At 68.0% G+C, this 11840-nt stretch carries 11 protein-coding genes and 1 riboswitch; of the genes, 6 read left to right on the top strand and 5 right to left on the bottom strand.

Annotated elements, in window-relative coordinates:
* Positions 1-115: 115 nt before the first annotated feature.
* On the bottom strand, positions 116-1552 hold the full coding sequence (locus tag A176_RS15910) for an ELWxxDGT repeat protein (RefSeq protein WP_002640163.1): 1437 nt from the start codon (positions 1550-1552) through the stop codon (positions 116-118).
* Positions 1553-1784: 232 nt separating this feature from the next.
* Here A176_RS15910 and A176_RS15905 point away from each other — a divergent pair, with 232 nt between their 5' ends.
* Positions 1785-3824 carry a membrane dipeptidase gene (locus A176_RS15905; RefSeq protein ID WP_002640162.1) on the top strand — a complete coding sequence of 680 codons (2040 nt, stop codon included), beginning with the start codon at positions 1785-1787 and terminating at the stop codon, positions 3822-3824.
* An 84-nt stretch (positions 3825-3908) separates the two neighbouring features.
* Here the strand turns inward: A176_RS15905 and A176_RS15900 are convergent, their stop codons facing one another.
* Positions 3909-4790: a hypothetical protein gene (locus A176_RS15900; protein ID WP_002640161.1), complete on the bottom strand. Its 882-nt coding sequence runs from the start codon at positions 4788-4790 to the stop codon at positions 3909-3911.
* A 359-nt stretch (positions 4791-5149) separates the two neighbouring features.
* Here A176_RS15900 and A176_RS15895 point away from each other — a divergent pair, with 359 nt between their 5' ends.
* On the top strand, positions 5150-5392 hold the full coding sequence (locus A176_RS15895; protein WP_002640160.1) for a hypothetical protein: 243 nt from the start codon (positions 5150-5152) through the stop codon (positions 5390-5392).
* Between the two features lie 18 nt (positions 5393-5410).
* Entirely contained in the window at positions 5411-6301 is an 891-nt protein-coding gene (locus A176_RS15890) for an HpcH/HpaI aldolase/citrate lyase family protein (RefSeq protein WP_002640159.1), read from the top strand.
* A 61-nt stretch (positions 6302-6362) separates the two neighbouring features.
* On the opposite strand, the gene A176_RS15885 is transcribed toward A176_RS15890, so the two are convergent.
* On the bottom strand, positions 6363-7367 hold the full coding sequence (locus tag A176_RS15885; protein WP_044890895.1) for a formylglycine-generating enzyme family protein: 1005 nt from the start codon (positions 7365-7367) through the stop codon (positions 6363-6365).
* 185 nt (positions 7368-7552) lie between these two features.
* On the opposite strand from A176_RS15885, the gene A176_RS15880 reads away from it, so the two are divergent.
* Complete coding sequence (locus A176_RS15880; protein ID WP_002640157.1) at positions 7553-8704, top strand: hypothetical protein; 1152 nt, start codon at positions 7553-7555, stop codon at positions 8702-8704.
* A 47-nt stretch (positions 8705-8751) separates the two neighbouring features.
* On the opposite strand, the gene A176_RS15875 is transcribed toward A176_RS15880, so the two are convergent.
* Positions 8752-9369 carry a hypothetical protein gene (locus A176_RS15875; protein WP_002640156.1) on the bottom strand — a complete coding sequence of 206 codons (618 nt, stop codon included), beginning with the start codon at positions 9367-9369 and terminating at the stop codon, positions 8752-8754.
* 201 nt (positions 9370-9570) lie between these two features.
* Positions 9571-9641, top strand: a riboswitch (guanidine-III (ykkC-III) riboswitch).
* Between the two features lie 17 nt (positions 9642-9658).
* Between A176_RS15875 and sugE the strand changes: the two genes are divergently transcribed.
* Together sugE and A176_RS15865 are read left to right on the top strand one after the other, a co-directional pair.
* A complete protein-coding gene (gene sugE / locus A176_RS15870; RefSeq protein ID WP_002640154.1) occupies positions 9659-9979 on the top strand; it encodes a quaternary ammonium compound efflux SMR transporter SugE in 321 nt (106 codons plus the stop codon).
* A 60-nt stretch (positions 9980-10039) separates the two neighbouring features.
* Positions 10040-11230: an MBL fold metallo-hydrolase gene (locus A176_RS15865; protein WP_049872317.1), complete on the top strand. Its 1191-nt coding sequence runs from the start codon at positions 10040-10042 to the stop codon at positions 11228-11230.
* Between the two features lie 66 nt (positions 11231-11296).
* On the opposite strand, the gene A176_RS15860 is transcribed toward A176_RS15865, so the two are convergent.
* Entirely contained in the window at positions 11297-11761 is a 465-nt protein-coding gene (locus tag A176_RS15860) for a GNAT family N-acetyltransferase (protein ID WP_002640152.1), read from the bottom strand.
* Positions 11762-11840: the final 79 nt, after the last annotated feature.

Raw genomic sequence — 11840 nt, 5'->3', positions numbered from 1 at the left:
GGCCGCTTCGTGCGCCGCGCCGGTAGCTCGTGGCTACCGGCGCGGCATCGAACGGCGACGGGCGCTTCTGGGCAGCAGGCTCTACCCGTCGCGGTTCGCGGACGCACGAATGCACTCAGGGTCGAGCCTGCGCGCATTCTCCAGTCGGACGGAAGGGCAGGGCATGGAGTTCGCGGCCGCTGCCTCGCGTCTCGGCGGTGAAGAACACATCCCAACCGGAGCGGACAAAGCCTTTCGCCGCGTGGGCGCCATCCGTGTCAATTCGCCAGAAGCCCGATGTGCTGCCATTGCTGATCCAGGTTTCAGCCTTTCCGTTTGAATTCTCCGCGCTGAAGAACAACCAGTCATGAAGGGTGGTCACCTCGGAGGGGGATGAACCTCGCGTGCCCCGAATCAGATCCTTGAAGAGCTTCGTTCCCCCGAAGGTCCCGTCGCTGACCCACAGCTCGCGCCCATGCTTGCCGTCATCCGCGGAGAAGTAGATGCGGTCTCCGAGCACCGCGAGCGACGCGGGCGACGAGCCTTTTCTTCCCGGCCGGATGTCCTTCAGGCGCCGGGTCCCGGAGACGGTCCCGTCGCTGACCCAGAGCTCCTCGCCCTCATCCGTTCCGGAGCCCGCGCTGAAGTAGAGACGGCCATTCATCGCCACCAGGTCGTGGGGATACTCGCCGGGGAAGAAGCGCAAGCGGCGCGTGCCCGCGGGCGTGCCGTCCGTGACGTGCAGGGTGGCTTCGCCCTCATCGGGGTCCACGAGGAAGAAGAGCTTTTCGTCCACGCTCTTCATTCCGAAGATGACCGTGTCCTCGAAGACCTTGTGGAGCGGGGTGAAGCTGGCGCCGCCTTCTCCGCGCACGAGCCAGTTCTCTTCGCCCCGGCTGATCACGAAGTAGAGCGAACCGTCGTGCACGGCGAAGCGGCGAGGGTAGGAACTCTCAGGGCCGGGCGCCAGGTCCGCGACTTCTCGGGTGCCTGCTGGCGTGCCATCGCTGGTCCACAACTCCGTGCCACGTGTCCCATGGGCGTGCTCGGCGGCGAAGTAGATCCGGTCTTTGTACGCCACCAGGGCCTGCCCTTCACCCAGCCCCGCCCTCACGGGCAGGATGCGTTTGAGCAGCGTCGTGCCCGCACGGGTGCCGTCGCTGGTCCACAGGGCCCGGCCGTTCATGCCGTCATCCGCGATGAAGAAGAGACGGTCCCCCACGCGCGTGAGGTCCGTGGGGTCCGCGCCCATCGCGCCTCCCGCGATGTCTCGGAGCAAGCGCGTGCCGTCACCGTGCGTTCCACTGCTCGTCCACAGCTCGGTGCCGTGACGGCCATCGTCCGCGGTGAAGAAGAGGCCGGTGGGGCCGGGGGTCTGCTCGCCTATCTTCGCGTCCCCTGGGCCAGGATGAAGGTCCAGCAGCCTGGGCGCGGCGAGTCCGCAAGGCTCCCACTCCCTCTGTGGCCGCGAAGGCGCTTCGTTGTGCGACGGTTGCAAGGCGTCCACGGCCGGCAGCTCACAAGCAGCCAAGAGGGGCAGCACCACCGGGAAGCAACGCCAGGGCTTCTTCATCCACGGCTCCGAAGTCGAGACCACTTTGGAGCGTCAATCTGTGAAGGGTGGGCGATTGCCCCACCTGCCCGCGAGGCTTGCAATCGTGTTGTGACCTGACGCTTCACACCACGCCAAGACTCACGCTACGCGGTTGTTTCAGTTCTCAAGAAAAAGTTGGAATCATTGAAAAACAGGAGTCACTCCTGGTACTCCCACGGCACCTCCCCGCGGTACTGGAAAGGTGCACTGTATGCAGCGATGTATCGGCCCTGACCCTCGGCGTTTGTTGACCTTGTCCCTCGTTTCCGCGCTCGCGCTCACGCAGGGGTGCCAGCCCACGGAGGAAGACGTCCCCGTTGAAGCGGCGGTGACGGGAGAGGTCGCGCAGCCCGCTTCCGTTCCGGGTTTCGCGGAGATGCACCACCACATGTTCGCCGAGGAGGCGTTCAGCGGCGGATGGTTCCACGGCAAGCACACCGGCACGCTGGTGAGCTGTGACGGCGGCTTCCCGGAGAGCGACCATGCGCGCGTGCGCATGGATTTGAGCTCCATGCTCAACGTGTGTCCCAACGCGGGCGGGGTGAACCTGAGCGGCATCCCCGTGCTCTCCCAGATGTTCGGCATTGGCGGCGCGGTTGCGTCGGAAATCATCGGGCAGGTAGAGGGGACGGAGGGCGACACGGGTCTGCACCTGGGCCGGATGAACGTGCCCACGCAGTGGCCCCGCTGGGACACCATCGCGCATCAGCAGGCCTGGGAAGGCTGGCTGCAGCAGGCGCACCGGGGCGGCATGTCCCTGGTCACCATCTCGCTGGTGAGCAACGAGTTCCTCTGCAAGGCGCTGCCGTATCAGAACATCAAGCGTCCCTGCGACGAGATGATGGACGTGGACGTGCAGCTCCAGATGGCGCGTGACTTCGACGCGCGCACGCCCTGGGCGGAGATCGCGCTGTCGCCCGCGCACGCGCGGCAGATCATCGCCTCCGGTAAGCTGGCGATGGTGCTCTCCATCGAGTCGAGCAAGCTCTTCGGCACCAAGAACTGGCAGTCCGAGCTCACCCGCGTCCACAACCTGGGCGTGCGCTCCATCCAGCCGGTGCACCAGTTGGACAACCGCTTTGGCGGCGCGGCGCCCCACAACGCCATCTTCCAGGTCGCGCAGTTCCTGGAGAACTGCCACGTGGACACGGACTGTGGCCTCACGGGCAATGGCTTCACGCTGGGCTTCGACGTGGATGCCAACTGCAAGAACACCAAGGGCCTGACGGCCGAGGGCAAGGCCCTGGTCGCGGAGATGATGAACCGGGGGATGCTCGTGGACGTGGCGCACATGTCCGAGCGCTCCGTGGACGACACCTTCGCCATCTCCCAGGGACGCAACTACTACCCGCTCTACATCTCGCACGGCCATTTCCGCGAGGTGATGCACCCGGGCCTGGCCGCGAACGAGAAGACGACGCCCGCCTCCATCGTCCGCTACCTGCGCCAGACGGGCGGCATGTTCGGCCTGCGCACCGCGCACGACGAGACGCGCGACTACACCCGCACGCCGGTGGCCAACAACTGCCAGGGCTCCACGCGCTCGCTGGCGCAGGCCTACGAGTTCGGCCGCATGGGCCTCAAGGTGAACATGGGCTTCGGCGCGGACCTCAACGGCTTCATCCAGCAGACCCGCCCGCGCTTTGGTGATCATGGCGCCTGCTCCGCGGGCTTCCCGGCGGAGGCGGCCGCCCAGGCCCACCAGCAGCGCGTGTCCGGTCCGGCGCCGCTCGGCACCGACTTCGACGTCTACGGCCTGGCCCACGTCGGCCTGCTGCCGGACGTGGTGCGCGACCTGAAGCAGCTCGGCGTCAACACCACGGGCCTGGAGGGCTCGGCCGAGACGTTCATCCGCATGTGGGAGCGGGCCACTGGCACGCGCACCGGCATGGCGGACGCCGCGACGAACATCGACACCACCGGCGTGGCCACGTACGTCCCGAAGGCCACCCGCGAGGCGGCCTATCCCCAGATGTGTGGCCACCGGTACGCGCCCGCCTCCAAGCAGATGGGCGAGAGCTGCCGCTTCGCGCAGGAGTGCATCAGCGGCGCCTGCAACGCCATGGACGGCTGCTCGGGCCTCACCGGAAGCTGCGTCTGCTCCACGGACTCCGACTGCGGCAGCAGCCAGTACTGTGGCTGGGGCCTCAACGCGGGCAAGTGTCAGAACAAGAAGGCCCGCGGCGCGCTGTGCGCCAGCGGCCGTGAGTGCCTGTCCAACAACTGCCGCTGGACGATGACCTGCGGCTGATGCGGTGTTCCGGCGCGTGACCCGTGAGCTTTCGGGGCACGCGCCGGATTGTCTCCCGGGGCCGCGAGGACCGCTGGCTCCGGGCTACTTCTTGGCGGCCTCGTCAATCACCTCTTGCTTGGTGAGGGGCTTGAGCGAGCCATCCGCCTGGCCTTGGAAGAAGTCGAAGTTCCCGACGGTGCCTTTGACCAGGTACTCCAGGTCCCGCGCTGAGTTCACCATCGCGCGCTCGCGGAAGGTGAAGAAGGGCTTCTCGGGGTCCACGCCGACCTTCGGCATGATTGCTCGCTCCTCGGCGGTGGGCTGCCAGAGCGGCTGAGGACGGGGCTCGGAGCGCAGCACGGCGATGTCGTTGAAGCCGGGCCGGGTGCTCGTTCGCAGCTCCCGCTGGATGGCGAACTGGTCGAGCACCACACCCATCTTGGGGTCCTTCGCCGGGTTGGTGACGATGCGGTCCTTGCCGTAGAGCGGGTTGTCGACGAGGGGCCCCGTGGCCTTGCCGTCCACGCCCACCGGTGGGCCGCTGAAGGACGTGAACGGCGTCTTGCCCTTGACGGACTTCTCACCGTCGACGTGGTCGGCGGCGGTGATGGTGGGGCTGTCACCGGCGGGCTGGAGCTTGCCCTGCTTGTCGATGGCGGACTTCGGGGTGCCGAAGCCTGGCTGGATGGAGTCGAACGCGAAGTTCTCCCGGCGCGACAGCGGAACGTCGTACTTGATGGGCGGCATCATCGCGTTGTTGCCGCCGTGGCGGCGGTCCTCCGCGTCCATGATGTCGCTCATCAGGTCCAGGCTGTTGTTCCGCGTGTTGACCTCCTGGGCGATCTTCGACGGCGTCTTGGCCGTCGACGAGAAGTGGGCGACGGGCTGCTTGAACAGCTTGGGTGCCTGCTTGGCTCCCGTGTGGCTGGCTTCCCGCGTTCCGAGCCGCACCAACGTCGACGTCGCCTTCGTGAAGTTCCCCATGATGATGACCCCCCAGGTCAGTGAAGCATGAGGTGTGTTTCCTCATGCATTTGTAGGAATTGTCCTTCATCTGCCCGAGGAGTTGCGTGCCGCATGTCGATTCTCGGCGCGGCATGCGGTGGCCGCGTTGACGGCGGCCCCGCGGTGGCTTCGCGAACCGCTGCATGCCCGGTGGTTCACCGACCAGGCTTCGCAGACAGTTGCTGTACAAGGCGTCGGCCAATACCCGCGTCCGGACTCCAAGTTTCCACTGCGGTTGTGTGTGAATGCGATGTCTCAAGCACGTTTCGGGACGGGTCTTCCCAGGGAGCCATGAATAGTCAGAGCATGGCCGACGCCGTCTCGTGAAGGAGGCGTCGATGGATGCGAAGAACCGCTACCGCAACAGCGGGTCGATGATTGTTCATGGCATTGGCGCTGGCGCGGTCTCCGCCCGCATCCCTGCCTCACCGGAGTTGGCGGCACGGCAGCAGGCGCCGCGCGAGGACATCCGTTACTTCGACGCGCGCGGCCTGCGCATCATGCTGCGTTCCAACGTGTCGCGACAGGACCTCGAACGCCTGTGCGACGCCGTGCAACCGCTGTCCAGCCAAGGCGTTTGAGGCAGTGGAGGTGGCGTCGTGTCGTGGCCGATTGCATGCAGGTCCATCCTGGTGACGCCCGCCCTGGAGCCCACGCGCTTCGACAAGGCGGCGGAGGCGGGGGCGGATGTGGGGTTGCTCGACCTGGAGGACGGTGTTCCTCGGGCCTTCAAGTCGGAGGCGCGCCGGCGGGTCATCGAGCACGTGGCGCGGGGAGGCCCATCCCGCCCGCTGGCGGTCCGCATCAACAGCCTTCGCACCCAGGAGGGCCTGCGAGACGTGCTGGCCTTCCTGGAGAGTGGCGCCTGGCCGGACGCGGTGTTGTTGCCGAAGGTGGAGTCGCCCGCGGAGTTGCAGCAGCTTGACGCGCTGCTGGGGCCGCACCTGCCGGAGGTGTCCCTGCTGGCCATCATCGAAACGCCCCGGGGCATCGCGGCGGTGGAGGCCATCGCCTCGGCCACGCCGCGTCTCCAGGCGCTCGTGTTTGGCGCGGCGGACCTGTCCGCGCAGTTGGGCGTTCCGCTCGCGTGGGAGTCGTTGGTGTTCGCGCGCTCCCGTATCGCCATGGCGGCCAGCGCGGCGGGGGTGTCCGCCATCGACTCGCCGTGCTTCGACCTGGACGACCTGGCCTGGGTGGAGGAGGAGACGCGGCGCGCCCGCGCGTTGGGCTTCAATGGGAAGATCGTCGTCCATCCGCAGCAGGTGGCGGCGGTCCATCGCGCGCTCCGGCCGTGCTCACGCTCGTTGGATCACGCGCGCCGCGTGGTGGCGCAGGCGGAGGAGGGCGCGGGGGGCATCCGGCGGCTCGGAAGCGCCATGGTGGGACCTCCCCTGGTGGTGGCGGCGCGGCGCGTCCTGGCCCATGAACATCTGATGGATGAGCTGGAGCTGGCCTCGCTCAGGCGAGGGCCCAGCACGGGAGACCCATGAAGAAGAGGGTCTCCGCCGACAAGAACCTGGGCACGCAGCGGTAGCGGGAGACACACGCCCGTCACGGCCGGACGACGCAGCGGAACCCGATGTGCGACGTGCCGCTGTCCACGGCTTGTGGCGAGCGGGCCGCGGGCCGGTAGCGCAGGCAGTAGTTCGGCGCGCACAGGTGGCTGCCTCCCTTGAGGACCCGGCGAGGAATCTTCACCTGGGGCAGGCACGGGTCCAGGCTCCGGTCCGCCGTGGCCGGGCCCCGGGGATTGACGGGGATGCAGCAGGGCTTGCCGCCCTGGCTCTTGTGCCGCTCCTGGTACCAGTCCGTGGTCCACTCCCACACGTTACCGGCCATGTCGAAGAGGCCAAAGGTGTTGGGCGGGAAGCTGCCGACGGGCGACGTGCTCTCGAAGCCGTCCGTGTTGAGGTTCTGCCAGGGGAACTCACCCTGCCAGGTGTTGGCCATCAGCTTGCCGCCGGGCGCGAACTCGTCGCCCCAGACATAGACCTTGCGCTCCATGCCGCCTCGCGCGGCGTACTCCCACTCCGCTTCCGTGGGCAACGCCTTGTCCGCCCAGGTGGCATAGGCGAGTGCGTCCTCGAAGCACACGTGCACCACGGGATGTTGCTCGCGTCCTTCCCAGGTGCTGTCCGGGCCTTCGGGGTGCTTCCAGCACGCGCCCGCCGTGTAGAACCACCACTGCGTCAAATCACGAAGGTCCACGCGCGCGAGCGTCTTCTTGAACACGAGCGAGCCCGGGACGAGCAGCTCCGGTTTCGCGCCGGGGAAGTCAGCCGGATTCAACGGCCGCTCAGCGACGGTGACGTAGTGGGTGGCTTCCACGAAGCGCGCGAAGTCGGCGTTGGTGACAGGCTGGCTGTCCAGCCAGAAGTCCGTCACCGTCACCTGATGCGAGGGACGCTCCTCCGGATAGTGGTGGTCCGAGCCCATCCAGAACGTGCCACCCGGGATGTAGACCATGCCGGGCAGAGAGCGGGTTTGCTGCTCCGCGCCGCGCGTCATGGGGTGCTCGTCCTGGGCCGCGACCTCGTCGATGACGTCGATGCTCATGTGCGTGCCTCCCGTGGGAAACGTGGGGGCCGCGCGGCTGGGAACAATCCGGCCCTGAGGGGCAGGGCGCGTGTCCATGTCCGACCCTCCCGGCGGGGCCCGGCAGCCAGCCCGAGCGCGCTTGTCCGGTGACGCGGGCGTCCCCACCGTGAACCCGGTGCCGCCCTTGTCGGCACCTCCGCGCCATGGACCTGCACGCGACGCTTGCCGACTTCTCCCTGGTGAAGGGCGGGCTGCTGTTCGAAGCCGAGCAGCGGCTGCGCCGGGCGCCTCGGCACCGCTATGACCCGGTGCTGCGGGCCCTCGTGGTCGCCGTGCTCGCCTGGCTCCCGCTGCTCTTGTTCTCGTTGGTCGGCGGACGCCACGCCGTGGCCTCGCTCTTCGATGAGCTGCAGGTCCACGCCCAGCTCTTGATTGCCTTGCCGGTGCTGATTGGCGCGGAGCCCTACATCGATGGGCGCCTGCGCTTCGCGGCCAGGCACTTCCTTCACTCCAACCTCGTGCGGGCTGATGGTTTGGAGACCTTCGAAGCGGACGCCCATAGGGCCATGCGCTGGCGTGACAGCTACGTCGTCGAGGTGCTGCTGCTCACTCTGGCCTATGCGCTCACCCTCATCGCCCCCGCGGACGCCGCCACCCGTTCCTGGACGCTGGGGCCGGATGGAAATGGTTATTCCATGGCGGGATGGTGGAACCTCCTGGTGAGCCAGCCGCTGTTTCGCTTCCTCGCGCTCCGGTGGCTGTGGCGAGGCGTCGTGTGGAGCGCCTTCCTGCTTCGCGTGTCGAGGCTGCCGTTGACGCTGGTGCCCACCCATCCCGACATGATGGCGGGACTGGGATTCCTCCCTGTCGCTCAGGCCAGCTTCTCGCCGGTGGTGTTCTCCCTGGCCGTGGTGGTGGCCGCGTACACGTCCCGGGTCGAGCCCCAGGGGCTGTCCGCGAACCCGGTGGCCTACGTGATTCCGCTGGCCGTCATCGCGGCGGGCGCGGTGGCGATGGTGTTCGCGCCCATGGGCTTCTTCGTCCCGCAGTTGGTGCGCGCCAAGCGGCGGTGCAGCGCGGGTTTCTCTCCGCTCGCGGCACGCCATTCCCGGCAGTTCGAGCAGAAGTGGTTCGAAGGCGGACCGGAGAAGGATTTGCTAGGGGCGCCCGAGATGTCCTCCCTGGCGGACATCGGCACTGCGTACACGCTGGCGCGGAGGATGCGGCTGTTTCCCTGGGACTTGCTGGCGCTGCAAGCCGTCATCGGCTCGGCGCTGGCGCCCCTGCTCATCCTGCTGGTGATGGACCGACAGTTCCTCGCCGTCCTCAAGTTCATCCACGACGGCTTGCGGTGACGCGAGCAGGGCCCGGGAAGCGTGTCCCGGGCCCCCGCGCCGCTCACTCAGAACGTGGCGCCGATGTTCAGCGTGGCGTTGTAGCTGGAGCCCCCCGCGAACGTGACGTCCGAGATCGGCTGATTCTCCGCCGGCCGCAGCGAGGGGACGAGCTCCTGGTCGAAGAGAAGGTTGTAGTTGGCCCTCAGGTCCGCGGTGAAGGCGCCCGAGTAGAAGCGCAGCCCCGCGCCCAAGGGCACGGCGCCCGCGGTGTCGTCGCGGTAGCCGAGCGCCTCGGCGCCTCGGCGGACGTTGTATCGGTTGATGCCCAATCCGCCGAGGATGTAGGGCTGGATGGGGCTGGCCGTGAGTCCAATCGTGGCCACGGCCTGTCCGCCATTGCGAACGATGTCCGGGTTGCGCGCCAGCTCTCGCACGTCGCGCCGGTCGATCTTGTTGATGGCGCCGGTGTAGCCCACCTCGATGCCGAACACGCGAGACGGTTTGAGCGCCGCGGTGGCGCCGTAGGCTGCGCCCGGGTCGATGCGCGGCGCGAGTCCTCCGCTGTAGCCTTCCACGCCGCCACCCACGGTCACCGTGAGCCCCCGCATGTTCGGCTCGTCCTTGGCCAGGGCCGTGCCCCCACACAACGCGCCCGCGACGACCAGTGCCTGGATTCGTTTCATCTCGAATGCCTCCGACCGCTGGGAATGTTCCGAGAGAAGCTGAGACCGAGGACAGCCCGGTTCAACCCGGACCAAGCCAGCCTCCATCGCGAGCCCTTCCATGGGTGCTTGCATGACGCAGCTCCCGTGTCCCTCCCCGTGGGGCAGTGGCCTCGTGGCTTCGGTTGAACTGGGAGCACGGGGGATTTATACAGGGGCCCGTCGGCGCCTCATCGTGAGGTCGTCGGCCCGGACGAGGTGCGCCGTACCCGGTGAGGACAAGACGACGCGACATCAGGAGTCGTACGTCATGTCCTGGATTCTCCTCGTCATCGCGGGATTGCTCGAGGTGTGTTGGGCGATCGGCCTCAAGTACACCGAAGGTTTCACTCGCCTGGTTCCCAGCGTGCTGACAGGCAGTGCCATCGTCGCCAGCATGGTGTTGCTCGGTGTGGCCACGAAGAACCTGCCCATCGGGACCGCCTACGGCGTCTGGGTGGGGATTGGTGCCATGGGCGCGGCCATCCTGGGGATGGTGCTTTTCCGTGAGCCCGCCACCCCGGCGCGCCTCTTCTTCCTGGCGCTGCTGTTGGTCTCCATCGTGGGGTTGAAGGTCACCAGCGGCCGGTAGTCGCGGCCGAGGGCTGATTTCCCGGGCGCTGACTCGTGGTCAGCGCTAGACGTTGGGGCCATGAGCGAAGCATTCCTGGCCCCAACGCGGCCTCGGCGGCGTGGCTGGTGGCGGTACTCCTTGATGGTGGTGGCGCTGGCCGCCGGGGTTCTCGGCATCCTCACCTGGACGACGACCGACGGCCTCCAGGCCTTTGGCGCGAACGCCGAGGGCGCGAGGCTGGCGCGGATGAAGGCGTCCTCCCGCTACAAGGACGGCATCTTCACCAACACGGCGGGGGACCGGGTCGCGCTCAACGGGCCGACGTGGAGCACCCTGAAGGAGATGCTCTTCGGGACGCAGCAGCGCACGCCGCCCGCGCCGCTGCCCATGGAGCAAGACGTGGCCGCGGCGCTGGCGAAGCCGCCGGAGACGGGGCTGCGCGTGACGTGGCTGGGGCACTCCACGTTGCTGGTGGAGATTGATGGCTTCCGCGTCCTCACCGACCCCATCTGGGGCGAGCGCGCATCGCCGACCACCATCGCCGGCCCCAAGCGCTTCCACCCGCCACCGCTGCCGTTGGAGGCGCTGCCGGACGTGGATGCCATCCTGATTTCGCATGACCACTACGACCACCTGGACATGCCCACCATTCGCGCCCTGGCGTCGCGCAAGGTGCCGTTCTACGCCCCGCTGGGCGTGGGGGCGCACCTGGAGCAGTGGGGCGTGCCCGCCGAGCGCGTGGTGGAGCTGGACTGGTGGCAGGAGGTGTCGCTGGGCGAGGGGCGGCTGCGGGTGGTCGCCACGCCCGCGCAGCACTTCTCGGGGCGGGGCCTGACGGACCGGAACAGCACGTCGTGGACGTCCTGGACGCTGCTGGGCGCGCAGCACCGCGTCTTCTTCAGCGGTGACACGGGGCTCACGGACGAGTTCGAGGAAGTGGGGCGGCGCTTCGGCCCCTTCGACGTCGCCATGTTCGAGGTGGGCGCGTTCCACCCGTCCTGGGGGAGCATCCACCTGGGGCCGCAGCAGGCCTTGAAGGCGCACGAGATGGTGAAGGGGCGAACGTTGCTGCCCATCCACTGGGGCACGTTCAACCTGGCGCTGCACGCCTGGGACGCACCCGCGAACGAGCTGGTGGCCGAGGCGCGTGAGCGGGGTGTCTCACTGCTCACGCCCATCCTGGGGCATCCCGTGGAGCCCACGAAGGAGCGCTCCGACACGGCGTGGTGGAGCACGGTGCGGGCCGCGGTCGCGGGTGACGCGCCGTAAGCGCGTCGCCGCGAGGTCCGAAGCCGCACGGCGGAGCGATGGCGGCTCCCCGTGCCGCGCGGGGGCTCAGGCCTTCGTGGTCGTGATGTCGAAGTGCGCCACGTCCTCGCGCGTGCCCATGCCCGCGTAGAGTCCGACGGCCGGCGCATCTCCCGCGTCCGCCTGGACGAAGATGACGGGGATGCCGCGGTCCGCGGCAATCTTCCTCAGGCGCACGAACAGCTCGCTCGCGATGCCCCGGCGCCGGAACGGCGTCGCGATGGCGAGGTCATACACGTAGAGCTCGCTGCATCGCCGCTCCAGCTTGGGGAGCTCATAGGCCACGAGTCCGCCCACGACCTGGCTGTCGACCCGGGCCACCAGGACGACCGTCTCCTCTCGGCCGAGGATGGCGCGCAGGTAGTCGTCCTCGGGGGGCTGGGCATACGCTTCGGGGTCCTCGAACGCCTCCGCGAAGACGGCGTTCAGATCTCGCATCAGCGCCAGGTCGGCGTCCGCGGCGCGGAGCCGCTGGTAGGTGGTTTCTTGCATGATGTGGGGTCGACTGTAGCACCCACGCCGTGCGCCGATACGTAAATGGTGGACCCCGTGCACAAAGCCTTGCATGTGT

Origin of the sequence: Myxococcus hansupus (assembly GCF_000280925.3) — a bacterium.
In the GTDB taxonomy this organism is placed as follows: Bacteria; Myxococcota; Myxococcia; order Myxococcales; family Myxococcaceae; genus Myxococcus; species Myxococcus hansupus.
Note: the sequence above shows the minus strand (reverse complement) of the source record. Positions and strands in the feature narration are given on the sequence as shown.